The sequence below is a fragment of the Alkalisalibacterium limincola genome, from assembly GCF_008017755.1.
GTDB classification, from domain to species: Bacteria; Pseudomonadota; Gammaproteobacteria; order Xanthomonadales; family Xanthomonadaceae; genus Alkalisalibacterium; species Alkalisalibacterium limincola.
This window is the reverse complement of record NZ_VRTS01000007.1, coordinates 85990-112403: the sequence shown is the minus strand read 5'-3', so window position 1 is coordinate 112403 and position 26414 is coordinate 85990. Positions and strand designations below refer to the sequence as shown.

The window sequence follows — 26414 nt, the reverse complement described above, 5'->3', positions numbered from 1 at the left end:
TCATGACCACGAACAACACGACGAAAAACAGGAAGTGGCATTGGGTGGCCCTGGCCGGCGCGGCCTGCGTGCTGAGCTGGATCGCCCTGGGCATCGGGATCGCCATGGACGTGGGCTTCGGGGCCATGGTCGTCCTGGCGACACTGGCCGCCGTCACCACCGAGGGCACCTTCTGGCTGGCAGCGCTGGTGCTGGGCGTGAGCACCTATCAGGCGCGCCGGCAGATCTGGGAAGCGCTGCGCAAGCGGCTCACGACGGGGTAACGCCCCCCACGATCCGGGTTCCACCACCGGCACCGCGGCGACGTTCCCCTCATCCATGCAGGGGGACGTCGCCGCCCACTCAACGGCCGTCGGCGACCCCCCTGAAGGCAGCGGCTGTGACAAATCACCTCCCGGCGCCAATCATGGTTTCGACACCCGCCCGGACCCGACGATGCCGACCCATGCCCACGCCAGCGGCCACAACCGCCACGCAGAGTTCTCCGCGTTGCTGCACGAGCACCGTCGCATCGTGTTCAAGGTGGCTGCCGCCTACGCCTCCAGCCCGGCCGATCGTGAGGACCTTGCCCAGGAGATCGCCACCCAGCTCTGGCGGGCATGGCCTTCCTACGACCGCGCGCGGCGCTTCACCACCTGGATGTATCGCGTCGCGCTGAATACCGCCATGACGCATGCGCGCAACGAGGCCGCGCGCCATCGCTTCACGACCGATCTGCCCGGGGTGGCGATCGAAGACCTGCCCGCCGAGCCACGGACCAACGCGGCCATCGACGACATGCTGCTGCTCAGCCAGGCGATGGCCAGTCTGGGGCGGCACGATCGCGCCCTGTTGCTGCTGTACCTGGAAGCGCGCAGCACCGCGGAGATCGCCGACATCCTCGGCTTGAGCTCCAGCAACGTCACCACCCGCATCGGCCGCCTGAAATCCGCCCTGTCCCAGCGCTTTGCAGACACGAACCCGGAGACCCGATCATGAACGACACGACCGAACTCGACCGCCTGCAGGCCGCTTGGGCCGCGCTGGACCAGCGCATCGACCGGCTGGATGTGCACTTGGCCGACGCCACCCGAGGGCAGCACCTGCACGGCCTGAAGCGCACCCTGCGGCCCCTGGGCTGGGGGCAGACGCTCCAGATCATCGCGGGCCTGCTGGTGATCGCCGTGGCGGTTCCCGTTTGGCAGCGCTATTCCGGTGTGCCCCACGTGCTGGCCGCGGCGTTGATCATGCACGCCTATGGCGTGGCGATGATCATTCTCGGTGGCCTCACCCTGGGTCGCATGGCCGCAGTGGACTTCGCCGCGCCTGTGACGGAACTGGACCGAACCGTGCTGGCGATTGAAACCACCTACGTGCGCGGCAGCACCGCGTTGGGCCTTGCATGGTGGCTGCTGTGGATCCCATTCGCCATGGTGGTGTTCGCGCACCTGGGCGCCGACTTCGCCGTCAACGTCGGCGTGGCGCTGTGGTGGTGGTTGGGCGCCGGTGTACTCGGCCTCGTGGGCACCTGGGGCTTCGAGCACTGGGCGCGCCAACGCCCGGGACTGTACGCACGGCTGCGGCGGAACATGCGTGGCGCCAGCCTGGAGGCGGCCCGCAGGGAGCTGGCGCGAATCGAGTCACTCGAGCGCGAGTCACCTTCGCCGCGCTGACCGGCCAGCTCGGACAAGGAGGCGACGTGCCGGACGCTCGTCGCGATGGCACCCCTGGCGCGGAAGCAACACCTGACCAATCACACTGGTGGCCTCCGCCTCTCATGGGCAGACTGCGGCGTTCCAGACTTCCGGAGACACCCGATGCGTCGTAGTCCCATCCTTGCCTGCAGCGCACTGGCGCTGGCGCTGGCGCTGACCGCCTGCTCGCCGCAACCCGAAGGCGCCGTCGCCGCCGCACCCACCGCCGAACAGGTGCGCAACGAATCGCAGCGCCTCAATGCCTGGTTCGATGCGCAGTACGAGGAGTGGATGCGCTTCAGCCCCATCATGCTGACCTTCTATGGCAGCAAGGACCTCAACGACCAGATCGACGATGCGTCCGAGGAAGGCCTGCGCAGGCGGCTGGAGTGGATGCAGGCCTCGGTCGCGACCATGGAGGCGGAGTTCGACCGCGACCACCTCGACGATGAAACGCGCCTGTCGTGGGACCTGTGGACGCGGCAGTACGAGGACCTGCGCGACGGCATGCCGTTCATGCGCAACGGCTACCCGTTCGACCAGATGAACGGCATGCACAGCATGCTGCCCACCTTCCTGATCAACTTCCACAAGGTCGAGGACGAGCAGGACTACCTGGCCTACCTGTCGCGCCTGGGCCAGGTGCCGCGTTTCTTCGACCAGCTGCTGACCCACGCCCGTGCCTCCGCCGAGCAGGGCATCCTTCCCCCGCGCTTTGCGCTGGAAGGCGTGGTCGACCAATCGCGCCGCGTGGTCAGCGGCGCCCCGTTCGACGACGGCGAGGACAGCGCGCTGTGGGCCGACCTGCAGCGCAAGGCCGACGCACTGGCCGAAAGCGGTGAGATCACCACCGAGCGCGCGGAGGAACTCAAGCAGCAGGCACGCACGGCGCTGGTCGAACAGTTCAAGCCGGCCTATGACGCGGTCACCGCCTGGAGCGAGCAGGAACAGGCCAACGCGCTGGTCAACCCCAGTGGCGTCGGCACCACGCATCCCAACGGCGCGGAGTATTACGCCCACCAGCTGCGGCAAAACACCACCACCTCGATGACCGCCGACCAGATCCACCAGCTGGGCCTGGACGAAGTGGCGCGGCTGCGCGGGGAGATGGAGGCGATCATGGAGCAGGTCGGCTTCGAGGGCGACCTGCAGGCGTTCTTCGCCTTCATCAACACCGACCCGCAGTTCCGATACCCCAACACCGACGCCGGCCGCCAGGCTTATATCGACGACGCCACCGCCGCCATCGAGAACATCAAGCAGGTGCTGCCGGAGTACTTCGGCATCCTGCCCAAGGCAGACCTGGTGGTGCGCCGCGTCGAACCCTTCCGCGAACAGGACGGCGCCGCCCAGCACTACTACCCCGGCACCGCCGACGGGTCGCGCCCGGGCATCTACTACGCGCACCTGTCGGACATGGACGCGATGCCCAGGACCGAGATGGAGGTCATCGCCTACCACGAGGGCCTGCCCGGCCATCACATGCAGATTTCCATCGCGCAGGAGCTGCAGGACATCCCCGTGTTCCGCACACGCTACGGCTCCACCGTCTACGCCGAGGGCTGGGGCCTGTACTCGGAATGGCTGGCGAAGGAAGTGCCGGGCACGTATGAAGACCCCTACTCCGACTACGGCCGGCTGATGTCGGAGATGTGGCGCGCGGTCCGCCTGGTGGTCGACACCGGCATGCACGCCAAGGGCTGGACGCAGCAGGAGGCACTGGATTACTTCAGCGAGAACGGCTCGATCCCGCAGGCGGCGATGGAGTCGGAGATCCAGCGCTACCTGATCATGCCCGGCCAGGCCACCGCCTATAAGGTCGGCATGATTCGGATTCAGGAACTGCGCCGGAAGGCCGAAACCGAACTGGGCGAGGACTTCGATATCCGCGGCTTCCACGACACCGTGCTGGGTGGCGGCGCGATGCCGCTGGACCTGCTGGAGCGTCGCGTCGACCAGTGGATCGAGCGCACTCGCGCCGGCTGAAGCCGCACTGGCGTTCCCGCAAGGGGGCTCGACACCGGGCCCCTCGGCGGATGGCAGCGCCGACCCGCCGCAAAGGCACGCCTGGCAGTGCCTGTGGCGCCTACTCCCCCTGCGCCTGTGACCAGCCGCGCTCGCCGTCGAAGCTGAAGAGCGATTCGGTCTTCACCACCTCGATGCCGCCTTCGGCGAGTCGCTGCAACAGGTCCGCCACGGCACGGCCTTGTTGAGCCCGCGACATTGCACTGCCTTCGCCGCCGGTTCGGAGGAACCGGCAGCGCCAATGATCCACGCACAAGGTCTGGGACATGCCGGATGGCCACACCTTCACCCCTCGATTGGTGATCAGGGCCAGCTCGAAGGCGCTGCCCGCCAGTGCCGCGATGCGGGGGCCGAGGACGCCGGGGTCCCGGCTGTCGTCGTCCCAGTCGATGAAGACGTCGACGCCGTCGAAGCGCTTCTCCTCGCGAGGCGGGGCAGCGAACTTCGGCATGGCGATGCCGCCGGCGTGCCCGTCGGGGTAGTCGACGGCCGCCAGCTGTTGCGGACGCAGGCCCAGCCGATCGATGACCGCGCGGGCGAAGTCGCGCGTGCCGACGGGTCGGCGCCCGCTCGCGCCCGCCAGGTCGATCGTGTGGAAGCCGTCCTCGAGCGCGCTCAGCCAGGCGTTGTGGATCGCCGAGGCGGCGCCGGCGCGCCCCAGGTGCACCAGCATCATCACCGACGAGAGCAGCAACCCCGACGGGTTGGCCACATCACGGCCGGCGATGTCCGGCGCCGAACCGTGCACGGCCTCGAACATCGCCACGCCCTGGCCCAGGTTCGCCGAAGGCGCCAGGCCGATCGCGCCGGCCACTTCCGCGGCCACGTCCGAGAGGATGTCGCCGTAGAGGTTGGGCGTCACCACGACGTCGAAGCGTCCCGGGTCCACCGCCATCTTCGCGGTGCCGATATCTATGATCATGTGCTCGGTGGCGAGCTCGGGATACTCCCCGGCCACCTCCTGGAAGACCCGATGGAACAGGCCATCGGTGAGCTTCATGATGTTGTCCTTGGTCATGCAGGTCACCTTGCGACGCCCGTGGCGGCGGGCGTACTCGAAGGCATAGCGCACGATGCGCTCGCAGCCCGGCCGGCTGACCAGCTTCAGGCACTGGACCACCTCGCGCGTCTGCCGGTGCTCGATGCCGGCGTAGGTGTCCTCCTCGTTTTCCCGCACGATGACCACATCCATGCCGGGGTGCCGGCTGGGCACCACGGGGTCGTAGGCCACGCACGGGCGCAGGTTCGCGTAGAGGCCGAAGGTCTTGCGGAGGCTGACGTTGACGCTCTTGTAGCCCCCGCCCTGCGGGGTGGTGATCGGCCCCTTGAGCAGCACGCCGTGCTCGGCGATCGCGTCCACCACCTCCCGGCCGAAGCCGGCCTGCGCCCCGGTGCGGTAGGCCTCCAGGCCCACCGTGACCGCATGCGGCACTACGCCGGGGTCGGCCGCACGTAGGATGGCCAGCGTGGCGTCCAGCAGTTCGGGGCCGATGCCGTCACCCTGGGCGACGGCGATGGTGCGGGCGGGAAGCGCAAGCGCGGCGGGGCGGGCGGACAGGACGGCTGACATACGCACCTTAATATACGAATTATAGTTCGTGTATTGTAATTCGCATCTTGCCTTTCGTGTCAAGCCATGGCGCACTTGCGTCATGACCGACACCTCCAACGGCTGGACCTTCCTCAGCAACCACACCCATGTCCTGGTCTGCCTCGCCTCCGAGGGCGACCCGACCCTGCGCGAGATCGCCGCCCGGGTCGGAGTCACCGAGCGCGCCGTGCAGCGCATCGTCGCCGAGCTCGAGCAGGCAGGCGTTGTCGAGCGGCGGCGTGAGGGCCGGCGCAACGTGTATCGGCTCAACACCGACGTGCCTCTGCGTCATCCGCTGGAGGCGCACTGCCGCGTGGGCGACCTGATCCACGCCATCCTGCCTCGAAAGGGTTCACCGCCGTCCTGAGTGGCGGCTCGCGCCCGGTCACCTGGATTGAGTGGACCTTCCTCACGACAGCCGCGTGGGATCGGTCATCGGCGGCGTCCACTCGCGCGGCTCGACATCCGGCCCCTCTGGCGGGAAGCCGGTCTGGCGTTCCAGCAGGCGGCGCACGACGGGCGCGTCCGGGCCACGGTGAAGTGCCCGCACGCGCTCCCCGACCAACGCGTCGTCGGCCGTGAAGCGTTCGCGGTGGCGCAGGTATTCCGTCCAGGTCGGGCTGTGGAAGCGCTCGATCCACACCTCGGCATCGGCCAGGTCGCGCAGCAGGGTCCAGCGGCGCGCGCCGTTTCGGCGCTGCGCCTGCCGCCGCTCGGCCATCGCGCCGAGAAATTCGTAGGTGTCCGCCGGCGCGATCCGGTATTCGATCGTCACGATGATCGGCCCGGTGCGGCCCTGCACCGGCACGTCGGTTTCCGGCTCGGAGAAGCGCCGGAGGTCCAGCCGCATCTCGTCGGTCTCGGGCAGGTGGAACCAGCGGCCCAGCGCCACGCAGCCCAGCTGTACCGCGGCGCCGATCAGCAGCGCCGTCGTCAGCCCCCAGCCTTCGGTGATGGCACCCCACAGCCAGGACCCGCCCGCGATGCCGCCGAAGGTGGCCATCTGGTAGAGCGACAGCGCGCGGGCCACCACCCAGCGTGGCGCCGACAACTGCACCGTCGCGTTGAGGGTCGACAGGGTCAGCACCCAGCCCACCCCGCACAGCACCAGCGCGGCCAGGGTCAGCGCCAGCCAGGTGCTCACGCCCGTGATCGCGATGCCCACCGCCGAACCGGCCAGCGCGTAGCGCACGATGCGTTCGTTGGAATGGGCCGCGCGTAGCCGGTGCGACCAGAAGGCCGCGATGACGGCGCCCACCCCGAAGGCGCCCAGCAGCAGGCCGTAGATCGCCGCCCCGCCCTGCATTGCATCGCGCGCCACCAGCGGCAGCAGCGCCATCACCGAGCTGGCGCCGATGCCGGTCACCAGGCCGCGCACCAGGGTCGAATTGATGTTCGGGCTCATCGACACGTAGCGGATGCCGGTGAGGATCGCCTGGCCGAGGCGCTCGCGCGGCAGCACGCGCGGCTCCGGCACCGTGCGCCAGCGCGCCAGCACGAAGATCAGGCCGATGTAGCTGAGCGCATTGATGGTGAACGCCGCCGCCGCGCCCGCCACGGCCACGATCAGGCCGCCGATGGCCGGGCCGACACTGCGCGCCACGTTGAAGCCCATGGAGTTGAGCGCGATGGCCGAGGGCAGGTCCTGGCGCGGCACCATTGCACCGACCGAGGCGTGCCAGGCCGGCGCATTGAGCGCGCGCCGCAGCCGATGAGGAAGGTGAACGCCAACAGCAGCCACGGCGTGACCAGGCCCATCCAGGCCGTGACCGCCAGTGCCGCGGACACCACCAGCATGAACACCTGCGCCACCAGCATCAGCTTGCGCCGGTCGTAGGCGTCGGCCAGCGCGCCTGCCACCATTGCCAGCAGCACGATCGGCAGCGTGATCGCGGCCTGCACCAGCGTGACCATCTGCGCCGACGCGGCCAGCGCCACCATCATCCACGCCGCGCCGACGCCCTGGATCATGCCGCCGAAGCTCGAGGCGAGCGTGGCGATCCAGACCGAGCGGAAGATGCCGTGGCGGAAGGGGGCCAGGGCCGAGGATGATGGCTGTGCCACGGTCACCGCTCCGGATCGATCACGGCGCGCATCAGCGAAACATCCGCGCCCCGCGCGCCCAGTGTCCGCGCCCGCGACTCCCATTCCCGCACCGCCGCGCGCACCTCGCCTGCGATCGCCTCGGCGCGCTTCGCATCGAGCCGATAGTAGTCGCTGGTGGCTAGAAGCAGACCCGAATCCGGCGACGTTTCGGCCTCGTCGAGGGCCAGCACGTGGTTGTCCTTGTGCGGATTCGGGTTCACGTCGAAGGCCGGCGACAGGCGCCAGCCGTCGCCTTCGCGCAGGAAGCCGTGGTTGCGCAGGTGGTCGTCGCGATTGCCTACCAGGATGTTGAACAGCACGCGCCGGAACAGCTGCTCCAGATCCTGCGCGATCCGGGTGGACGTGCCGCCGCCCTCGATGGCCTGGATGATGTCGAGGTAGCTGCCGCCCTCGCTGGTGTCGACGTCCAGCCGGGTCATGGCCGAGCAGAACGCCCGGCGCGATCCCTGCATCCGGTCGAAACGCTTGACGGCATAAGTGTGGCCACGGCTGGAGAGCTCCAGCAGCCGGGCCTCGGGCATGGCGATGCCCGCGGACAGCGACAGCTGGTGGGTCAGGTACTCCCACAGCCCGACGTCGTGACGATCCTCGCCCGACGGGAACTTGGCAAGCCACAGCTGCCCGTCGGTATCCGTGAAGCTGGCCTTGGGTCGGGCGCCGCCCAGCGATGCACCGGGGGCCACCAGCTGTCGGATCCAGCGGATCTCGTCTTGGGCGTCGCCCACCGCACCGGATTCGACCTGGGCGGCGACGGCCTCGAGTTCCCGCAACGCGGTGATCGGCGGGGCCCCCAGCGGTCCATCGTCGACGAAGCGCGCCGCGTCGGGATCCTTCAGGCGAAGTGCGCCCATCCGCCCCAGATCGTGCACGCCGAGCAGATGATCCCAGGCGCGCAGCGATCGCGGCGCACGCGCCTGCGCGCGGGCCTCGATGGCCTCGCGACGGTCCATCAGCTGCTTGCCCCAGCGGTCCGGCGAGGCGTCGAGGAACGCACCCGTGAGCGCGCCGGCACCCGCGCGCGCGTAGTGTGGGCCCGCCGTGAGGCCGAGTTCCGGGTCCAGGGCGAACGCCCGGACCGGGCCCGCATCGTCCAGCCAACGGTCGTCGTACTCGAAATGGAGGGTGTCGCCCGACCGGCTCGCAGATCGGGTGAGTCGGCCCACCCGCATGCTGCCGCCCAGGGTCGCATCGTCGATCCAGACCTCTGCCCCGTTCATGGGTCGACCTCCGCACGCGTCTCCCGGCGGTGTCCGGCTCGGGTGCACGCCGCGGCCTGGATGCGCCGGGGCGCTTGAGCGCGTTGTCCTGCAGCTGGCGGCCGAGCGTGTCCTGGGCGGCGATCAGGTCGATGTCGTCGGCCAGGCCCAGCGCGGTGAGCGCGCGCAGGGTGGTGGCCAGGCTGGTGGATGGATCACCGTTCTCCAGCTTCGCAATCGTCGGAACACTCACGCCCACCCGCTCCGCCAGCACCTCCTGGGTCATCCGACGGCGCATCCGGGCCGCGCGCAGCCGCGCGCCCAGCGCCTCGATCTGGCGCCGGGCCTTTGGATGCGTCGGTGGGGTGCGCTTGGCCATGCCACATTAAATTACATTAAGACGGATAAAACAAAACTTTATCTTGTATCTTCTACCTGTCGATTCAGGTGCTCGGATCAAGCCCGACCGCGCTTGATCGCGCGCAGCGCCTTTCGCAGCCATGGGAGCGCCCCTTCGAAGCGCTCCCATGCCGGCAGGTAGCGCTGGCGGTGGTACCAGGCCTGGTCGGCGCCGCCATAGGTGCTCCAGCCCGGCTTGAGCGCCGGCCGGCGCGGGTTGGCGGCGGCCAGCATCGGGGCGATCCGCGGCAGCCCGGCATGGGCCTCGCGAAGCGCCTGCTGCGCCTCGTCCCGACGCTCCAGCGCATACAGGGCCAGCACGCGGGCGAACGCCAGGTTGGCGTCGTCGGGAAACTGGTCGCCGATGGCCAGCGCGCGCGTTGCATCGCCCCGGACCAGCAGCCCGGCACACAGCAGGTCGCGGTTGCCGTGGTTGTCGCTTGGATTCAACGCCAGCATCCACTGCATCCGGTCCAGCACGGCGTCGTCTGCGTGCGGGTCACCCAGCGCGATGCGATGCGCCAACAGGCGCAGCGCCGGCCGGTTCTCCATGTGGGCCCATTCCAGGGTCTTGCCGGGGTGCTCGTCGAGAGTGAGGTGCAACAGGGTTTCAGCCCGGTCGAGCAATCCGTCGCACAAGGTCTCCATGCCGGACATCCAGTCACCGGTGAGCGCCAGCACCAGGTCGTCGAGTACCTCGATGCTCTGCCACAGCAGCGGACGTGCGGCCAGGCACTGCAACCAGGGTGCCGGGTCGTCGAGCGCGGGGTGATCCTCGACCCCCAGTGCCGTCAACGACGGGCCAACCTGCGGGAACACCTGCGCCCATGCTTGAAGCGCCGCCGACAGCGCGCGGTCGGGGCGCAATGCGCCCAGGTCGCCGCCCCTGCCGCCGATGAATCCGTAGCAGCTGACCGGCGCCGGAGCGGCGTCCAGCAGCTCCTGGAGCGCGCGCAGCTCGGGCCGCTGCTGCGCCTGGATGTCGAACAGAGCCTGCTGGCCGCGGTCGGCCACGTCGCGCAGGAAGTCGATCAGCTCCGCGTTGCCCACCGCGTCGATGCGTTGCAGGCGCGCAATCCAGAAGCGGGCGCGTTCTCGGGCCCGGGCATGCTCGCCCTGGTTCGTGAGAAGGATGATCTCCAGATGCGCCAGCGAGGCCGCGTCGGCGTGCTCGCGCTGGGCCTGGCGGAAGTGCTGCCACGCCGCGGCGTAATCACCATCGTCGGCGGCGATGCTGGCCAGGCGCTGGTGCATGCTGGAACGGATGACGTGGTCGCCATGGGCCAGGGCATGCGCCACCAGCTGCTTCTTCTTGCGCGGCCGGCCCAGTTCGGTGAAGGCGTCGACCAGGGTGTCGAGCAGGGGCTCGTGCTTGCCGGGGATCTCGGACGCGCCCTTGAACCAGGGTTCCAGCAGGGCGACGGCCAGCTGGCCCTGGCCCGCCTCAAGCATCCCGCGCGCGGCGTCGTCGACCGCCCGTGGGTCAATGGCGCTGCCCACCAGCTCGCCCCACTGCGTGCGGGGCAGGCATTCCAGCACATAGGGCAACAGGTTCATCCCCGCGACCGGGGACTCGGGCGCACCCTGCTCCCAGACCAGGCAGCACTGCTTGAACTTGCGCCCGGAGCCGCAGTCGCAGGGCTCATTGCGCCCGGGACGCGCCGCCGCCTGCATGGCGAAGCGGCGGTCCGGGCGGGGCGTATGCTCCGTGATGCTGCGCACCAGCATGCGCGCCATGATGCGCACGCCGTCCCCGGACCCCGGTTGTCGCGCCATCGCAGGCAACATGTCCGGGACCATCCGCTCGCCCAGGTCGTACAGCTGCGCCGGAGGCACCCCGCGGATCACGCTGGAAACGATGAGGCTGATGAACACGTGCAGCGTGTCGGGGACTGCGACGGAACGATTGTCGTGGTCGGGGAAGTCGTTCATCGGTGGGGTCACGGTGGCCAGGGAGCAAATCATCCCATGCAGGCGCCAGCGGACCCACTCACCTCGCACGCGCGCGGGCGGACGCGGCAAACGTCAGGCCATCAGGCGGGGCGCCACCCGAGCAATCGCGCGGGCAGGAACACGATGGCCTGCACCAGCGCCAGCAGGCCGCCGACGCCGATACCCACCAGCCGGAACGGGATCGAGAGCAGCCAGAGGATCGGCCACGCCAGCAGGGCGAGCACCGCCAGCGGCCAGCACAGGATGAAGAGCAGGATCCAGAGGGCGATCGTTGCGAGGGTGGTCATCAACCGACTCCGTTGCCAGGTTCAACGTGATGGCAGGAGCCTCCCATCCCGGCGCATCGATGCACAAGCGGAATGCGACGGAGGCGGTGTCCCACGGGATCGAACGCGGAAAATCGCGACGAACCGGTCGAGATGGCGCCGTGGACCGGGCCCAGGCAGTGAATCACTCAGCGGTTGGGGCCGCCCCATCGTCCCCACCCCGGATGACCCGATGGATGAAGCCGAGCTTCTCGCCGACCGCTGGCGAGATGACGAAGGGGTAGGCGTGCTCGTGCCCCATGCTGCGGTTCAAGCTGTTGAGCGCGAACGCGAGTGGCAGCCAGTGCTCGATGAGTGTCTCGGCCCGGGATTCCCGGTACGGATCGAAGTCATGACGCACCACGCCCGATCGGTCGTCGCCGGTCGTGGGCTGGGAGCGCAGCCCGAACTGCCACGCCGTCTCGAGGGTGTCGATGATGTGCAGGTAATGGGCCCAGGTTTCGGCCCAGTCTTCCCACGGATGCATGGTTGCGTAGCTGCTGATGAATCGCTCCTGCCAGTCCGCCGGCGCGCCGTGCTTGTAGTGGCGCTCCAGGGCTTCGCCGTAGTCCAGGGTTTCGTCGCCAAACAAGGCGCGGTACTCCGGCAGCCAAGAAGTGTCGCGGACCAGCCTGTCCCAGAAGTAGTGGCCGGACTCATGGCGGAAATGCCCCAGCAAGGTGCGATAGGGCTCGTCCATCTGCCCACGCAGGCGCTCCCTTTCCGCCGGGTCGGCTTCCTTGATGTTGATCGTGATGAGCCCTCCGGCGTGGCCGGTGAGCACCTTTCCGCGCTCGCTGAAGGGTTCCACCGAATCGGCCAGGAAGTCGAACGCGAGTCCGCCCGGCCCATCGCTGCGCGGCGCCATCGGCAGGTTCAGCCGCATCAGCGAATAAACCAGGCGCCGTTTCTCCGTTTCCATTTCCCGCCACAGTTCGATATTCCCCTCCACGCCAAGGTCGGGAATCGTGTGGTTGAGGCGGCAGGCCGGGCAGTGGCCGTGCTCGTCGTGCGCCGCAACCATCCAGTTGCAGGCTGCGTGCCGGGCGTAGTTGACGCACATGCGGTACTGGGTCGCCTCGCCGGGCAGCTGCCACAACCCGTCGCCTGCTTCGTCGAGCGCCACCAGCTCAAGCCGGTCCGGCAGGAAGCCGAGCGTGGCACCACAACGCGTGCATGACACGTTCTCGAAGTACAACCGTTGCCCGCAACGACCGCAACTGAACAAGCGCATGGAGGGCCTCTGGTCCGTGAGGGGCTGGCGCCCGTTGATCACCGGGAACGCCCCCGGTGCCGGTGGCGCGACGAGCTGGTGTCCGGGTTTACTGTAGCCGACCTGCTTCCCACCCCGTGAAAGTCGACTGCGCACCAGGTTTCAACTCATTATTGGCCCTTCGGCCTTGAGGACAGACCCATGAATTCGAACGTAGCCGGTCGCACGGCGCTGTGCGGTTTCATCGCTGGGGCGGTTGCCTATCTCGTGTTCCACCAGGGTGGGTTCTGGGCGCTGACCCAGGCGGGTGTGTTCCAGGCCAGCACCTGGTCGATGGCGTCGACCGCGCCGTGGGGTGTTCCGCAAGTCGTCTCGTCCATGTTCTGGACCGGGCTGTGGGGCGTGCTCGGCGCCTTCCTGGTGTCCCGGTTGCCGCTGCCGCGCTGGCTGGGCTGGGTGCTGTTTGCCGCGGTGGTCGTCACGCTGGTGAACTGGTTCATCGTGCTGCCGCTCAAGGGCAGCCCGATCGGAGGCGGCTTCCGGTGGCCCGGCGTGGTCCTGGCGCCCCTGGTCTACGGTTTCTGGGGGCTCGGCATGTGGCTGATCTACAGCGCCCTTCAACGGCCACTGGGGGCCTCGCCGGCGCCCGCGCGGTGAGGGCAGCGCCAGCAACCGACGGTGCCGGTTCTGCGGCACGGGGCAAATAAGGAACGCTTCGCCATGACCGAACTATCAGACTATCTCGATTACTCCAACGCACCCGACCAGCTCACCGGTGGCGTCCGTCGCATCCCGATCTCGACCCCCAAGGGCGAGTTTTCCGTCTGGGTCAAGCGCGTCGGCAACAACCCGACGATCCGCGTCCTACTGCTGCACGGCGGCCCTGGTGCCACGCACGAGCTGTATGAATGCTTCGACGGCTATCTGCCGGCCGAGGCCATCGAGTACATCTACTACGACCAACTCGACTCGCACTACAGCGACCAGCCCGGGGATCCAGCACTATGGACCATCGAGCATTTCGTCGACGAGGTCGAGCAGGTGCGCCGGGCGCTAGGGCTGGACAAGGACAACTTCTTCCTGTTCGGCCAGTCCTGGGGCGGCATGCTGGCCATCGAGTATGCGCTGGCGCACCCGCAGCACCTCAAGGGCCTGATCATCTCGAACATGGTTTCGGACGTCCAAGCCTACAACCGGTACGCCCGGGAGGTGCTGGGCCCGCAGATGCCCCCGGAGGTCTTCGCCGAAATACTGCAGCTCGAGCGCGAGCAGGACTACGAGAACCCGCGCTACGAGGAGCTGCTGATGCAGCATCACTACACCGCGCATGTGCTGCGCATGCCGCTGGATGAATGGCCCGACTCGATCCTGCGAACCTTCAAGCATCTGAACAAGGCGCTGTATGTGCACATGCAGGGCCACAGTGAGTTCGGGATGACGCCCAACGCCACCCTCGGCAACTGGAACCGCTCGGCCGACCTCGGAAGGATCGACGTCCCCACGCTCACCATCGGCGCGACTCACGACACGATGGATCCCGAACACATGAAGTGGATGGCCGGCCAGGTCCAGCGAGGCCGATATCTGCACTGCCCGAACGGCAGCCACCTGGCGCAGTACGACGATCCACAGCACTTCTTCCCGGGCCTCGTGCAGTTCCTGAGGGACGTCGATGAAGGGCGGCTTTGATGCTGCATGGGCGCGCGGGCGCGCGCCGCCGCAACGCTGACGATTGAGACCTCACTTGCTTGGGCGCCGCCTGTGCCAAGGCCGCCCACGCACAGCGAGCGCACCTCAGGCCACCGGCCGCAGGTCCAGATGGAAGAAACGGTTGAACGCGCTGGGCACGTAGTCCGCGAAGGCCTCGCCCTCGACGAAGCCCCGGCGCGTGTACAGGGTCAGCGCCGCCTCGAAGCCGGGGCCGTCGCCGGTTTCCAGGCTGACCCGCCGCGCGCCCGCCGACCGGGCGGCCTCGATGAGGTGGTCCAGCAGACGGGCGGCCACGCCCCTGCGCAGGTGATCGGGATGGGTGCGCATCGACTTCAGCTCGGCGGTGCCGTCGGCATGCGTCTTCAGCGCGCCGACGCCGACGATCGCGTCCCCGTCCCACACGCTCCAGACGGTGACATCGGGCGACGCCAGACCGCTCAAGTCCAGCGCGAAGGATGTCCCGGGCGGGGAGCCTTCACGCATCTGGGCCAGGTGCAGGGCCAGGAGCTGGCGGGTCTGCTCGCCGGAGAGGTCGTCGAGGCGGATTGTGAACATGTGCGCTTCCAAGTACCTAACCTGAATGCCTGGCATCCGGGTTCGCCAGCGAGAACAGTGCAAGACACGCCGCGATGATCAGGAAGCTGTATTCCATGCCGTTCTGACCATGACCGACAACGAACCAACCGTTGGGCAAGTGCACGAACCAGATGCCCACCAGCATCTGGATGACGAACAAGGCAGCCAGGGGGCGTATGAACAGGTTGGCCAGCAGCAACAGCCCGCCGATGATTTCCAGCAAGGTGACGCCCCAGGCCCAGGCGATGCCCACGGGAAAGCCCCACGCGTCCAGCACCTCACCGAATGGGGTGACGCGGTCCATCCAGGCCCGGGTGAGGCCGTGGCTTAGGAAGACGACTGCCATGGCGACCCTCAGAACGTGCACAGCGAGCCACGGGTTCAGCGGCACCTTGGACCACACACTCATGAATGACCCCCCGGAAGACTCACGACGCGTTCAATCGTAATCGCGCACGGGCACCCAGTGGTATTCCATGTACTCCGCCGTGCGCAGGGCCACGGCCGCCCCGAGCAATCGAGCGACCACATGGAGCGACGCATCGATACCGGCCGAGATGCCGGCGCTGGTTACGATGTGACCCGTGTCGACGAAGCGCACATCCCTGCAGAGGTGCGCGGTCGGCTCGAGTTCCGCAAGGCTATCGAACACCTCGTGATGGGTCGTGACCTGCAGGTCGCGCAGATGACCGAGCGCGGCAAGTACTCGGGCGCCGCTGCAGACGGACAGCACCAGTTCGGCGTGCGACACAGCGGCGTCCACCCATTGCATCAGCACCTCGTCTCTCAGCGCTGCGTGTGAACCGTCGCCGCCCGGCACCACCAGGACGTCTGGCGAGGGCAACTCGTCGTAGGTGTGGTTCGCGCACACACGCATGCCGTTAATGCTGGTCAAGGGCACGTGGCCGGCCGCCACGAGGCTGACGTCAAAGTGGCGGTGATCGTGCAATTGCGAAGCCACCGAGAACACCTCGAACGGGCCTGCGAAGTCGAGCACCTCGACGTCGGGGTAGATCAGTAGGGCTACGCTGCGCTTCGTCATCCTCTTCCCTCCGTCGACGGACAGCATATTCCCGCGAGTCTAGCTGCGCCACGAGCGGGAACACGTCTACAAGATCAGTCACTGCGTCCCCGCTAGTCGCTAGGCCACGGTAGTCTTGGGGACCGACGAACAGGATCGATTATTCTGCGTATGAAGCAACTCAGTTTGAAGCCCGTGTCGATAGAGTGGCATCCCCGAATCCTCGTTGAAGTGAGTGAGGACGACTGGGAGTACTCCGTTTCTAAGTTGCCAGAGACTTGCAAATCGAGGTCATGTTTCTACTGCATCTACGGCATGCATCCGGTCTACGGTCCAGATGTTCTGCTCTACATCGGAGAGACGAAGAAAAATGAGACGGGCGCTCGCACCATTGAGAGACGCCTGAAGGAACACCTCGCAGGAAGATTCTGGTCGCATACCGAACTGAGCTTTTCGATAGGCGTTCCCGAGAAAGAGTTGAACCATGAGGAGGTGAAGGCTGTTGAGTCCATCTTGATTGCCGCACACAAGCCCGCTCTGAATCGCGCGAGCATTGATGCCGCCAATCCGGGAGCAAGAGAACTCTTGATCCAGAACTACGGTTTCAGTCGATCACTCTTCCCAGAGTGCTCTGGATCCTACTGGTGCGAAGAACTCTTTGAATGAGCTGGAACCAGCCTCCAAGTTGCTGTTGCCTCTCATAGTGATAGTCTCGGGAGCGCACGGGTGGGCATCGCTCCGCTTGGATGGATCACTCGCCTAAGGGTTCTCCGGTCCCTTGCGAGGACTCAGCAGCCCTCGAACACCACCCTCTACACCTCAGCCGCGTGCGACATGGGCTGTCGCATGCGGCGTCATGATGGCTGACCAAGGAGGTCACCCATGACGACTCATAATCTCACGCAGGCTAAGCCCAGCTCGGCAAAACCACTCCGCCTGAGCAACGATATCCGTCAGCTCTGGACCTTGCGTGCTTTGGTGCCATTGAAAGGCTGGAAGTGGTTATTGGACGATGCCGATGTCTACGCATCCGATGCGGTAGCCCGCCTGGCTGGACTGCCTCCGCTTGTCGATTCGCATATCGACCCCACCATAGCCGAACGTCGCGAGCATCTGGTGCGTAGTTGGCGACGAGCCGAGGCCAAAGCTCAGCGCTACCTACTCCGCCGCCCCTTCGACCGCAATATGAATGCCCTGCGCTCGCTGCTTGGGCTAAATGCCGTGGAATCTCAGGTGCTCGCCCTTGCCATCACCGCCGCGTTCGACCCGCCGTTCTCTGATCTTTGTGAGAATTTCGCCCCGTTGTCGCAGCACGGTGTTCGCGTCTGGAGCGGCATCCTGTCCATCCCGAGCGACCGCATTCGCAAGGCGTTCCTGCCCCGGGGGAAGCTGGCGGTTTCCCAAATTCTCGATGAACTGAGTCCCGTCTGGAACGCGGCGAGCGAATTGCAGGTCAAGACACCTGAGCTGTCCGCGGTCTACTCAGATCCTCAGTGGTCTCCCGAGCAGCTCATCTCGGGCTTCGCTCGGCCACTTCCAGACGCGGAGTTGGCTCCAGGCGATTTCCCTCACCACGCCGATGACATTGCACTGATGGTGTCGTACCTGCGTGCCGCCGTCGCCCGACGACGCAAGGGCGTCAACATCCTGCTGCACGGCGTTCCGGGGGTGGGCAAGACCCAGCTGTCTCGGATCGTTGCGCGCTCGATCAATGCCCAGGCGTATGAGGTGGCGACGGCCGCGGCGACGGTGATCCCGCCAATGCCCAGCGCCGCCTGTGCATGTTCGCCTCGTGTCAGCGGGTGCTGGCAGACGACCGCAAGCTTTTGGTTTTCGACGAGGTTGATCACGCGCTCAACGATTGCGGCATGCTTTCGGACGGCCAGACCACTGCCGAGCGGATCAAGGGGTGGCTCAACGACCATCTCGAGTCGAATCCTGTTCCGACCATCTGGATCGCGAATAGCATCTGGCATCTCAACCCAGCGCTTGCCCGCCGCTTCGACATCATCATGGAGGTCAAGGTACCGCCTACCGCACAGCGGGTCGCCATGGTCCAAACCGAAGCCAAGGGACTGCTGGACACCGAGAGCAGCCGACGGCTGGCAGGCGTTTCCTCGCTCAACCCAGCCACACTGCGACGCGCAGCGCGCGTGGTCACGAGCGTGAAAGCCAGCCCAGCAGTCTCGGCCCAGCGACTGGAGCGGCTTATCGACCGATCCCTGCGTGCCCAGCACCTCGGTGGCCTACCCTCACGGGATACCTTGGGCGGAGCCCTCGAATTCGATCCGAGTCTCGTCAACGCGCCTGTCGATTTGGCTGAGTTGGCCGCCGGACTGATTCACCATCCGCACGCACGACTGCTGCTGCATGGGCCGCCAGGAACGGGAAAGACAGCCTTCGGCCGCTGGCTGGCCACCCGAATGGATCAGCCCGCCATCGTCAAGAAGGCATCCGATCTGCTCGGCCCCTTCGTCGGTCAGACCGAGCGACTGATTGCCAGGGCGTTCGAGGAAGCTCGCGACTGCAAAGCCATCCTGCAGATCGACGAGGTTGAAAACTTTCTGCGAGCACGCGACCAGGCCAAGGCCCGCTGGGAGGCCTCCTTGGTCAATGAGTTCCTCGTCCAGCTAGAATCGTTCCCAGGCGTATTCGTCGCCACCACCAATCTCTTGGGCGAACTCGATACCGCTGCGCTGCGCCGGTTCGACGCCAAGATCGGTTTTGAGTGGTTGCAGCCCAACCAAGCCATGCGTTGCCTCACCCAGGTTCTCGCACAGCTCGAACTGCCGGTCGAGGTGCCGGAAACCACTGCGATACGTCTCCGGGTCTTGGGCACCGTGACTCCCGGCGACTTCGCGGTGATCGCCCGCCGCCACCGCTTTCAGCCGATCGCAGGGGCACAGGCGTTCGTGGCGGCATTGGAGGAAGAGAGCCAGCTGAAGTGCGTCGGCCCACCGCGCCGCGTCGGCTTCGTCTAGTCTTGGGCAAGGTTCACCGTGGTGACTTACCCATGCCTGACACCCGTCAGACGCTCTACCGACAATGGCTCATGCTGCGACTGCTGCCGCGAGCTCCTGCCCGGATAACCGCAGGCGAACTTTCCAAACGCATCGAGGCCGAGGGGCTGGTAATTTCAAAGAGATCCATAGAGCGGGACCTGCAAGCGCTTGGCGATGTGTTCCCAATCGTCTGTGACGACCGCTCCAAACCGTTTGGGTGGTCATGGACCAGGCACGCGCCGAGTTTTGGTCTGCCTGGCATGACTCCGGCGCAGGCCTTGGTGATGCTGATGGCCAACGAGCACCTGCGTGGCTTGTTGCCTGCTGGGTTGCTTGACGAGCTTCGTCCTTTCGTATCCCAGGCGCGGCAAACGCTGGACATCAAGGAGAGTCGCAGCGGTCTGTCGGGTTGGCCCGATTCCGTCGCGGTTGTGCCGAGCGGGCCGCCCCTGACGCCACCGGAAGTGTCCCCGGACGTGCTTCGGGAGGTTCATGGGGCAATCGTCGAAAGGTGTCAGATCTCGATGACGTATAAGGCTCGCGGCCGGACAGCGCCTAAGTCCTACGACGTCCATCCCATTGGATTGATACAACGCGGCGGAGTGACCTATCTGGCCTGCACGCCGGGTGAGACGAAGGATGTTCGTTTGCTGGCATTGCATCGCATCCATGCGGCAGCCCGAATCGATCGCAGAGCCGTGGCGCCGGACGCGTCAGTCCTGGCCGCGGCGCGAGACATGGTGCTCTCGGGATTCGATGACCTGGGACCGATCCGTTTGGTACTGGAGATGGAGGAACGCGCTGCTGACCATGTGCGCGAAAGCCGGCTGTCAGACGATCAGTTGGTTGAGGCTTCGGAAAACGACGGATGGGTGTTGATCAGGGCAACGGTGAGCGACACGGCTCAGCTGAGATGGTGGCTGCTGGGGTATGGAGAACACATCGAAATTCTGGAGCCTCAGTCTCTGAGGAGCTGGATCACAGAGGTTCTGACGGACGCAAGTAGCTACTACTCCCAGAACGAAAGCTGACCGCTCGAGCTAAGTGCGTTCGGGGCGATATCTGTCCGGTCGTGCATCACATAGGAGGCGAAAGTTCGAGCCTTGCCATCTCGCGCTTTGCCCGCCGCAAACGCTCACCTTAATCCCCCAACTCGATCGCCTAGGCACGCTCCTCCACAGCGGTGCGAGGTGCCTCGGCTTGCAATCGACGCTTCGCAAGCTGGCATGTGGAGGATGACCCACGTCGGCCCAAAGACAATCTTGCCCTCAGGATCTGCGTTTGGCTTCAGGTGTGAAAAGGATCCGTAAGCTTCATCAGCCTTGCTCGAATGTCGCTGTGTGATGCGGTCAAATCAACCGTGGCAAAACGGATAGGGTGGCCTTGAATGACCGCGGTTTCGTCAACGTCTTGATTGATCGCTGGATGCAGCAACAACCCGCTCGCAGAATCGGCGGAGGCGTCGCCACTACCAACCTGGGAGCGTAGATAGGCATAAATTTGATAGAGATGCCTGCTTGGAACAGTCTTCCTAAAGCGAGAATTCGTCACTATGTCTGTGAATTTGGTGTCGATCACAACCCGTCTGCCCGATGATAGGTGATTGAGCACCACATCGGTTTCCATGACCGGCAAAATCCCTTTGATGCCAGCTGTCTTGTGCTCAACCTGCCAAGCTTGCTTCCCGCCACACTTGACGTGCCAACCTTGCGGCTTCAACACCACACTGTAGAAGCCGCCCACCGCTTTTTCGAATAGATCGCGCACCCAAGTCGCTTCACGGTCCGGCAGGGACAATACATTGGAACCCGATGTCTCCGTGGGAAGCGATAGATCGAGCGCCAGCTTGGCAGCTGCAACCATGAACCGATCTTCCGCATCATTGCGCCCGAAACGAATGACGCTCATCTGGGAGCGCGTGGGCGCCTCACCAGATACACCCATCACCTGAAATCCTTTGGCTAGCGAGCGGCAGCGATGAGAAACGTCCGCACTTCGGACTAGCGTCGACACGCTTTCTAACGCCGCGCGGACATATCGGTTGCGAGGCGTGTCGATCGTTAGCTCATCGAATCTGCATGCCACCAGTCCACGATCTAGCAGCTGATGCCGCTCTGTGGTCAGCGCATCGATGCGGCCACGCAAACGGTTAAGCGAGGCTTCACGAGAGCGATATCCGGAGCTCAAGCGCCGGCGCTGCCGCGTCTCAACTGCATGAGCAAGAATCTTGGCCACTAGGTCTGGCAGATCCTCCGCATCGTCTTCGAAGGCTACATTTCCAGTTCCGAAAGCTCGAAAAAGTTCTGATGCGTAGAGCATTAGCAGCCAAAGATTCTTTATCGGAATTCGTCCGATGAATCCTTCAGCGGGCGCAAATTGCTGCGCTTCCTTCGCTGGCTTGGCGACCATCACCAGCCCTGCGTCAGCCGCTCAGTTGCCTTCATTGCTTCGTCGGGCGCGTCAAACCAGTATTCCTCAAGCAACGGCCCGATCTCCGTCTCAACCACTTGTTGAAACCAAGCCCTTGTCTCTCCGGGTTCCATTGGGTGAACCGGGGTCACATAGCTGTGGCCGATCTCGAACTGCTTCCCGAGACGACGATCCGCTGCGATCGTGTTGTTCAGCTCTAGAATTCTGTCTTCGATATCTCCAACCAAAGCCGGGTCGACAGCGCGTTTGTTGATTACCCACTCCCGCCATACGGAGCCTAACTTCGGTTCCAAGCTTACGAACGCGAAGCGGCGTCTCAGTGCCAGGTCAACAAGAGCAAGCGATCTATCGGCAATGTTCATCGTGCCGATCAAGTAGAGGTTCTCAGGAACATGCACGGGGTTCCGTGAGCCATCCGCATCGGGATAGCAAAGCTGCAAGGCTTCGCTAGGAGTGCGCTTTCCTGCCTCCAGCAAAGTCAACAATTCACCAAAAATCTGCGCCGGGTTCCCGCGATTGATTTCCTCAATCACCACCACAAACTTTGACGCCGGGTTCTTGCTCGCAGCTTTGATCGCATCCATGAAGACCCCATCCGCCAGCGACAGCTTGCCCTCTCCCGTTGGACGCCAGCCCCGCACAAAGTCTTCATACGAGAGGTTGGGATGGAACTGAACTGCTCGCACCTTGCTCTCGTCCTTTTGCCCGACAAGTGCGAACGCTAGACGCTTCGCCAACCAAGTCTTCCCGGTTCCCGGTGGACCCTGCAGAATCAAATTGCTCTTCGCCCTCAATCTGCTCAGCAGTCGGTCTAGCTCCGCACGTTCGAGGAAGCATCCATCGCTGAGAATGTCTTCAACTGAGTATTGTTTGCAGGACTTCGAAGCGCCCACAGCTTCCTGCACAACACTCGTCAAGGCGTCGTTATCGTCGTCCTCCGACTCTTCGCCTAGAGTGGCCGATTCACTGGATGGCTCCTTGTACAACCAAGCTTCAAGGGAAAGTTCGGGGTATGAGTGAACTGGGTACGAGACTTCCTGGAAGCGAGGCTCCAGAGCATCCATCACCGCAAGGTAGTCGGCCGCTGTGCAGCGCCCCTTCGGACCATTGCGACCAATTGGAATCTGAAGCTTTTTGCTGACATAAGCCTGGGAGTTTTGATCAAGACTCAGGAAGGCCCAAGGTCTTGCCCAGTAAAGCCCGAAGGTCAGATTCCAGGCAACTCGAGGGCGACCGCTAGCGCTATCGAATGCTTCGGCGAATTCATACCGCGCATCGTCATCTTCCGTGTCGGCAAAGGTGATCCCCGCAGAAAAAACCTCCCACAACACGTCCATGTGGTCTTCAGTACGCTCGAGTTCGTAAGGGAAGTACCATGAGGTCAGGTTGTTTAATAACGGGATCCCCTCAAAAGTCTTGGGAACTGGTTCTTGGACCCCGAGAAACTTAGCCAACTCAGCCGCAATGATCTTACGGTTGGAGTCTTTGATACCTCGATTGAACAGCCCCATTGTCGTAAACGGGCAGATGTCCCTTATGAAGCCAGAAGTCCCGTCCGCATACTTGTCTTCTCCCAGGTGACCGAGTCCTTCGACGCGCCCCGAAATTTCTTGGATGCCTTTCAGCAGCGCAGCACGATCGTTACGGTAGTCCAGCAGCTTGTCGGCAATGGCTTCATAGAAGTTGGTCCATCCAAAGCGAGCCCTGTCTGGAGCAGCTGTCCCGAATCGCTCCTGCCAGTAAGGCGCATTCTGGAATCGCAGTAGGTCCTGAGGTTTCCCGTCGAACGCGAATGCGATGAGGCCATCTGTCATCCAATCACCAGACTGCACACGCCAAACTGTCCCTCGGTGCGTATAGAAGTACCATTCGCGTGCAGGCTCAAGTTTTTCTGCCCAGTCCACCTTCACTTGTCTGCCATCACCAACGTTCGCGGTGATGATGCCGATCGCCTTGATGGCCATGACCGAGGCCGTGTGTCCCCGGCTCTCAAAAGGCAAGTCGTGCTTCCGCGTATAGGAGGACTTGATCGCGATCCTGTCTCCGGGACGCATGGACCGCACCAGATCAAGGTGCCTGTCTTCGTAGCCGTTCTCCCAAATCCCGTCGGACAAGAATCGCGACAGCTGGTCGTCATTCTGGCCATAACTGGCACCGACAAACCACGTTGTGCTGGATGAGATGCCGCTTTTCGTGTCGGTCATTCGAGCCCCCTAGTAGTACTGTCGGATGTAGCTATAGGCTTTCTCAAAAAGATCCTCATCGCGGAGCTGAAACTTCACAACCAACGTCTTGCGCAGCGCCTTCTTCACCTCGCGCTCGCCCGCCTGGGTACCTTGCCACCCTGGAAACCGCACCAACCTGACGATTTCGTCTATGGCTGTCACTACCCGTTCAACGATGATGGGTGTCTCAGCCGTCTTGACCTCATTGAACAGTTCAGTCAACGCAGCCTTGCCGCGATCCTCGTCCTCTTCCGGCGGAACTTCCCCCTCGGCTCGCAATGTCTCCTTGGCGATCTCCAGCAGCTGCTTCAGAAACTCGACGCTGCTGATCTGTCCGGATTCGAAACGGTCTTTGAGTGCATCGAGCCGTTCCGACAGCTTTTTGAACTTCGGGTTGCCGGCATGCCCGCGCAGCCGGCGCTTGAGCTTGATCTCGATCTCCTTGGCCTTCTTCGGATCGGGGTTCGAGAGCACGGCTTCCAGTAAATCGGCGTCCAGGACCAGGGTATCGAGGTCATCCCGCACTGCGTCGACATGGACGTTCTGGTGGATCAGCTCGATGGTTTTGGCACCCAGCGAATGCCAGAGTAGCTTGCCGTGACCGCTGGACGGCTGCACCGACTGGTACACCTGCGACAGCCACTTGTAGTCCTTCTCCAAGGGGCCCAGAACGGCGTCCGGTGACAGCGCCTCCCAAATCTTGCTGAGCACGCTGTACTCGGCGGCGAAGTTGTCTCGCAGCTCGTTGTTGGGTAGGCATTGCTGCGCTGCAATCAGGCCCTCGTAGCCCTGCAAGCTGCGATCGCAGCCAACGAAGAAGGTCAGGCATTTCTGCATCGCATCAGGCAGTTTGTCCTTCAGCTCCTGGATGTTGCTGACCACCTGCTTGACGCTCTGGTCGTCGAATTCCAGCGCTGCTGCCACATCATCGAAGATGCCGAGGTAGTCGACGATCAGGCCGTGGGTCTTCTGCTCGGAGTAGGTGCGGTTCACCCGGCAGATGGCCTGCAGCAGCGTGTGGTCGCGCAGCGGCTTGTCCAGGTACATGGCCTGCAGGATGGGCGCGTCGAAGCCCGTCAGCAGTTTGGCCGTGACGATGATCAGCTTCAGCGGATCGGCCGGGTCGCGGAAGCGATCCAGCAGCCGTTCTTCCTCATCGCGTGAACGGTCATAGGCCGCGTACTCTGGATGCTCCTTCTTGTCGGACGCCTGCACCGACATCACGATGTCCGTGGCCTCTGGCGGCAGCAGCTTGTCCAGCTCAGTCTTGAACAGCAGGCAGGACTCGCGGTCGAAGGTGACGATCTGGCCCTTGAAGCCATTGGGCTCCACCTTGGTCTGGAAGTGCTCGACGATGTCCTCGCACACCTTGCGGATGCGCTCAGGCGTCTTCACCAGCACGGCCATCTTGGCGGCGGTCTTCGCGAGGTTGTCCTTGTCCAGATCCGACAGGCCGCCGGTCAGGTCTTTGTAGGCGGCGTCCAGCGCGGCCTTGTCGATGTGCAGATCGATCAAGCGCGGTTCGAAGTGCAGCTTCAGCGTGGCACCGTCGCGGATTGACTCCTCGAAGCCGTACCGGCTCATGTAGCCCTTCTCGTCTTCGTCGGCACCGAAGGCGTAGAAAGTGTTGCGGTCGGCACGGTTGATAGGCGTACCGGTCAGGCCGAACAGAAACGCGTTGGGCAGGGCCTCGCGCATCTTGCGGCCCAGGTCGCCTTCTTGCGTGCGGTGGGCTTCGTCCACCAAGGCGATGATGTTGCTGCGGTCGTTCAGGCTGCCCGATTTTCCGTTGGGTGCCTCTCCAAACTTGAAGATCGTGGTGATGATGATCTTGCGCACGTCCTGCGCCAGCAACTGTTGCAGATTCTCGCGGGTGTCCGCCTTTTCCAGATTGGGAATGTCCGCCCCGGTGAACGTACCCGTGATCTGGCTATCGAGATCGATCCGATCCACCACGATCAGCACGGTGGGATTTTTCAATCCTGCGTGCATCCGTAGCTTCTGCGCGGCAAACACCATCAGCAGTGACTTGCCCGAACCCTGGAAGTGCCAGATCAGCCCTTTCCTGGGGTAGCCCGCCAGCACGCGCTCGACGATCTTGTTGGCCGCTTCAAACTGCTGATAGCGGCAGATGATCTTGATGCGGCGCTTCTTCTTGTCCGTGGCAAACAGAGTGAAGCTGCCGAGGATGTCCAGCACTACATGCGGACGCAACATGCTCTCGGCTGACAGCTTGAGCGACTTCAGGGGGTGGTGCTGACCATCCTCCCCACTTCCATCCAGATGCCACGGCCCCCAGTCCTTGACCGGCAGGCCAATCGACCCGTAGTGGTAAGCCTTGCCCTCGGTGGCCACTGAGAACACGTTGCAGACGAAGAGCTCGGGCACGAACTTCTCGTAGTCGTCGTGCACCTGCACCGCGCCATCGACCCAACTGATGCACTTCTTTACTGGCGTCTTGGCCTCGATCAGCACCAGCGGCAGCCCGTTTACCAACAACACCAGATCGGCACGGCGCTCGGTGGGGCCTGCGCGGTAGATGAACTGCTGGGTGACGATGTACTGGTTCTGCGCCAGATCATCCAGGTCGATCAGCCGCACCGGCACATGCTCGTTGTTAGGGCCGAAGGGCATCGAGCGCTCGCCGCGCATCCAGGCGGTCATCTCCTCGTTGGCGCGGATCAGGCCATCCGAGCGCACAGACAGAACGATGGCACGCAGCTTGTAGAGCACCTCGTCGGCCCGGTCGGGCTGGGCGGCAATCTCCGGATTCAGGCGGATCAGGGCCTCACGCAGCCAGGGTTCGACCAGCACTTCCTGAATCTGGCGCGGCACCTCGGAGGGGGCTGCGTAGCGCCAGCCGATACCTTTGGGGCTTGGGCCGTAGCTGGGCAGGGGTTCCTGTACAGCGTTCGACGGTGTTGCCTTGATCGGCCCTGCTAGCAGATCGCGCACATACGCTTCTACGGTGTTTGCCTCAGTGAACACG

General features: G+C 64.5%; 21 protein-coding genes and 2 pseudogenes. 10 read left to right on the top strand and 13 right to left on the bottom strand.

Going from position 1 to position 26414, the window contains the following annotated elements:
- The first annotated feature begins 2 nt into the window (after window positions 1-2).
- From FU658_RS10645 to FU658_RS10630, 4 genes are all read left to right on the top strand, one after another.
- Window positions 3-263, top strand: a complete 261-nt coding sequence (locus tag FU658_RS10645) for a hypothetical protein (RefSeq protein WP_147892066.1) — start codon at window positions 3-5, stop codon at window positions 261-263.
- Between the two features lie 172 nt (window positions 264-435).
- Window positions 436-978: an RNA polymerase sigma factor gene (locus FU658_RS10640; protein ID WP_147892065.1), complete on the top strand. Its 543-nt coding sequence runs from the start codon at window positions 436-438 to the stop codon at window positions 976-978.
- Complete coding sequence (locus FU658_RS10635; RefSeq protein ID WP_147892064.1) at window positions 975-1652, top strand: hypothetical protein; 678 nt, start codon at window positions 975-977, stop codon at window positions 1650-1652. Before FU658_RS10640 ends, FU658_RS10635 begins: the two co-directional genes overlap by 4 nt.
- 144 nt (window positions 1653-1796) lie before the next feature.
- Window positions 1797-3659 carry a DUF885 domain-containing protein gene (locus FU658_RS10630; protein WP_147892063.1) on the top strand — a complete coding sequence of 621 codons (1863 nt, stop codon included), beginning with the start codon at window positions 1797-1799 and terminating at the stop codon, window positions 3657-3659.
- A 100-nt stretch (window positions 3660-3759) separates the two neighbouring features.
- Here FU658_RS10630 and FU658_RS10625 read toward each other — a convergent pair whose 3' ends face one another.
- Window positions 3760-5268: an NADP-dependent isocitrate dehydrogenase gene (locus FU658_RS10625; RefSeq protein WP_147892062.1), complete on the bottom strand. Its 1509-nt coding sequence runs from the start codon at window positions 5266-5268 to the stop codon at window positions 3760-3762.
- Window positions 5269-5350: 82 nt separating this feature from the next.
- Between FU658_RS10625 and FU658_RS10620 the strand changes: the two genes are divergently transcribed.
- Complete coding sequence (locus FU658_RS10620) at window positions 5351-5656, top strand: winged helix-turn-helix domain-containing protein (RefSeq protein WP_147892061.1); 306 nt, start codon at window positions 5351-5353, stop codon at window positions 5654-5656.
- 42 nt (window positions 5657-5698) lie between these two features.
- Here FU658_RS10620 and FU658_RS10615 read toward each other — a convergent pair.
- The 6 genes and pseudogenes from FU658_RS10615 to FU658_RS10590 form a co-directional block, all read right to left on the bottom strand.
- A pseudogene (locus FU658_RS10615) lies at window positions 5699-7278 on the bottom strand (MFS transporter); the annotation flags it as partial.
- 77 nt (window positions 7279-7355) lie between these two features.
- Window positions 7356-8612, bottom strand: a complete 1257-nt coding sequence (locus FU658_RS10610; protein WP_147892060.1) for a type II toxin-antitoxin system HipA family toxin — start codon at window positions 8610-8612, stop codon at window positions 7356-7358.
- A 145-nt stretch (window positions 8613-8757) separates the two neighbouring features.
- Window positions 8758-8970, bottom strand: a pseudogene (locus FU658_RS10605) (helix-turn-helix transcriptional regulator); the annotation flags it as partial.
- 77 nt (window positions 8971-9047) lie between these two features.
- Window positions 9048-10922, bottom strand: a complete 1875-nt coding sequence (locus FU658_RS10600) for an SEC-C metal-binding domain-containing protein (protein ID WP_187266061.1) — start codon at window positions 10920-10922, stop codon at window positions 9048-9050.
- 101 nt (window positions 10923-11023) lie between these two features.
- The gene (locus tag FU658_RS10595; protein WP_147892058.1) at window positions 11024-11230 is read right to left on the bottom strand and encodes a hypothetical protein; all 207 of its coding nucleotides are present in this window, start codon (window positions 11228-11230) and stop codon (window positions 11024-11026) included.
- Window positions 11231-11393: 163 nt separating this feature from the next.
- Window positions 11394-12482, bottom strand: a complete 1089-nt coding sequence (locus tag FU658_RS10590) for a zinc-binding metallopeptidase family protein (protein WP_147892057.1) — start codon at window positions 12480-12482, stop codon at window positions 11394-11396.
- A gap of 180 nt (window positions 12483-12662) precedes the next feature.
- On the opposite strand from FU658_RS10590, the gene FU658_RS10585 reads away from it, so the two are divergent.
- Together FU658_RS10585 and FU658_RS10580 are read left to right on the top strand one after the other, a co-directional pair.
- A complete protein-coding gene (locus FU658_RS10585) occupies window positions 12663-13118 on the top strand; it encodes a DUF4175 domain-containing protein (protein WP_147892056.1) in 456 nt (151 codons plus the stop codon).
- Window positions 13119-13181: 63 nt separating this feature from the next.
- The gene (locus tag FU658_RS10580) at window positions 13182-14150 is read left to right on the top strand and encodes a proline iminopeptidase-family hydrolase (RefSeq protein ID WP_147892055.1); all 969 of its coding nucleotides are present in this window, start codon (window positions 13182-13184) and stop codon (window positions 14148-14150) included.
- 105 nt (window positions 14151-14255) lie between these two features.
- On the opposite strand, the gene FU658_RS10575 is transcribed toward FU658_RS10580, so the two are convergent.
- The 3 genes from FU658_RS10575 to FU658_RS10565 are packed head-to-tail and all read right to left on the bottom strand — an operon-like array spanning window position 14256 to window position 15789.
- Entirely contained in the window at window positions 14256-14726 is a 471-nt protein-coding gene (locus FU658_RS10575; protein ID WP_147892054.1) for a GNAT family N-acetyltransferase, read from the bottom strand.
- A gap of 16 nt (window positions 14727-14742) precedes the next feature.
- Complete coding sequence (locus FU658_RS10570) at window positions 14743-15156, bottom strand: DoxX family protein (RefSeq protein ID WP_147892053.1); 414 nt, start codon at window positions 15154-15156, stop codon at window positions 14743-14745.
- Between the two features lie 30 nt (window positions 15157-15186).
- Entirely contained in the window at window positions 15187-15789 is a 603-nt protein-coding gene (locus tag FU658_RS10565) for a DJ-1/PfpI family protein (RefSeq protein ID WP_147892052.1), read from the bottom strand.
- A 294-nt stretch (window positions 15790-16083) separates the two neighbouring features.
- Here FU658_RS10565 and FU658_RS10560 point away from each other — a divergent pair, with 294 nt between their 5' ends.
- The 3 genes from FU658_RS10560 (at window position 16084) to FU658_RS10545 (ending at window position 19801) form a co-directional block, all read left to right on the top strand.
- A complete protein-coding gene (locus FU658_RS10560) occupies window positions 16084-16434 on the top strand; it encodes a GIY-YIG nuclease family protein (protein WP_147892051.1) in 351 nt (116 codons plus the stop codon).
- A 1136-nt stretch (window positions 16435-17570) separates the two neighbouring features.
- Window positions 17571-18749 carry an ATP-binding protein gene (locus tag FU658_RS15365; protein WP_255505548.1) on the top strand — a complete coding sequence of 393 codons (1179 nt, stop codon included), beginning with the start codon at window positions 17571-17573 and terminating at the stop codon, window positions 18747-18749.
- A 32-nt stretch (window positions 18750-18781) separates the two neighbouring features.
- The gene (locus FU658_RS10545) at window positions 18782-19801 is read left to right on the top strand and encodes a helix-turn-helix transcriptional regulator (RefSeq protein ID WP_147892048.1); all 1020 of its coding nucleotides are present in this window, start codon (window positions 18782-18784) and stop codon (window positions 19799-19801) included.
- A gap of 256 nt (window positions 19802-20057) precedes the next feature.
- On the opposite strand, the gene mcrC is transcribed toward FU658_RS10545, so the two are convergent.
- From mcrC to FU658_RS10530, 3 genes are read right to left on the bottom strand one after another with little or no spacing between them, the layout of a single operon-like run.
- Complete coding sequence (mcrC, locus tag FU658_RS10540) at window positions 20058-21179, bottom strand: 5-methylcytosine-specific restriction endonuclease system specificity protein McrC (RefSeq protein WP_147892132.1); 1122 nt, start codon at window positions 21177-21179, stop codon at window positions 20058-20060.
- The gene (locus FU658_RS10535) at window positions 21179-23404 is read right to left on the bottom strand and encodes an McrB family protein (RefSeq protein WP_147892047.1); all 2226 of its coding nucleotides are present in this window, start codon (window positions 23402-23404) and stop codon (window positions 21179-21181) included. The genes mcrC and FU658_RS10535 overlap by 1 nt, the downstream gene beginning before the upstream one ends.
- Window positions 23405-23413: 9 nt before the next feature.
- A complete protein-coding gene (locus FU658_RS10530) occupies window positions 23414-26413 on the bottom strand; it encodes a type I restriction endonuclease subunit R (protein WP_147892046.1) in 3000 nt (999 codons plus the stop codon).
- Window position 26414: the final 1 nt, after the last annotated feature.

Excerpts from the sequence above, each read along its gene's own strand:
- FU658_RS10645 (WP_147892066.1), top strand. The coding sequence starts at position 3 with ATGACCACGAACAACACGACGAAAAACAGGAAGTGGCATTGGGTGGCC.
- FU658_RS10640 (WP_147892065.1), top strand. The coding sequence starts at position 436 with ATGCCGACCCATGCCCACGCCAGCGGCCACAACCGCCACGCAGAGTTC.
- FU658_RS10635 (WP_147892064.1), top strand. The coding sequence starts at position 975 with ATGAACGACACGACCGAACTCGACCGCCTGCAGGCCGCTTGGGCCGCG.
- FU658_RS10630 (WP_147892063.1), top strand. The coding sequence starts at position 1,797 with ATGCGTCGTAGTCCCATCCTTGCCTGCAGCGCACTGGCGCTGGCGCTG.
- FU658_RS10625 (WP_147892062.1), bottom strand. The coding sequence starts at position 5,268 with ATGTCAGCCGTCCTGTCCGCCCGCCCCGCCGCGCTTGCGCTTCCCGCC.
- FU658_RS10620 (WP_147892061.1), top strand. The coding sequence starts at position 5,351 with ATGACCGACACCTCCAACGGCTGGACCTTCCTCAGCAACCACACCCAT.
- FU658_RS10610 (WP_147892060.1), bottom strand. The coding sequence starts at position 8,612 with ATGAACGGGGCAGAGGTCTGGATCGACGATGCGACCCTGGGCGGCAGC.
- FU658_RS10600 (WP_187266061.1), bottom strand. The coding sequence starts at position 10,922 with ATGAACGACTTCCCCGACCACGACAATCGTTCCGTCGCAGTCCCCGAC.
- FU658_RS10595 (WP_147892058.1), bottom strand. The coding sequence starts at position 11,230 with ATGACCACCCTCGCAACGATCGCCCTCTGGATCCTGCTCTTCATCCTG.
- FU658_RS10590 (WP_147892057.1), bottom strand. The coding sequence starts at position 12,482 with ATGCGCTTGTTCAGTTGCGGTCGTTGCGGGCAACGGTTGTACTTCGAG.
- FU658_RS10585 (WP_147892056.1), top strand. The coding sequence starts at position 12,663 with ATGAATTCGAACGTAGCCGGTCGCACGGCGCTGTGCGGTTTCATCGCT.
- FU658_RS10580 (WP_147892055.1), top strand. The coding sequence starts at position 13,182 with ATGACCGAACTATCAGACTATCTCGATTACTCCAACGCACCCGACCAG.
- FU658_RS10575 (WP_147892054.1), bottom strand. The coding sequence starts at position 14,726 with ATGTTCACAATCCGCCTCGACGACCTCTCCGGCGAGCAGACCCGCCAG.
- FU658_RS10570 (WP_147892053.1), bottom strand. The coding sequence starts at position 15,156 with ATGAGTGTGTGGTCCAAGGTGCCGCTGAACCCGTGGCTCGCTGTGCAC.
- FU658_RS10565 (WP_147892052.1), bottom strand. The coding sequence starts at position 15,789 with ATGACGAAGCGCAGCGTAGCCCTACTGATCTACCCCGACGTCGAGGTG.
- FU658_RS10560 (WP_147892051.1), top strand. The coding sequence starts at position 16,084 with ATGCATCCGGTCTACGGTCCAGATGTTCTGCTCTACATCGGAGAGACG.
- FU658_RS10545 (WP_147892048.1), top strand. The coding sequence starts at position 18,782 with ATGCCTGACACCCGTCAGACGCTCTACCGACAATGGCTCATGCTGCGA.
- mcrC (WP_147892132.1), bottom strand. The coding sequence starts at position 21,179 with ATGGTCGCCAAGCCAGCGAAGGAAGCGCAGCAATTTGCGCCCGCTGAA.
- FU658_RS10535 (WP_147892047.1), bottom strand. The coding sequence starts at position 23,404 with ATGACCGACACGAAAAGCGGCATCTCATCCAGCACAACGTGGTTTGTC.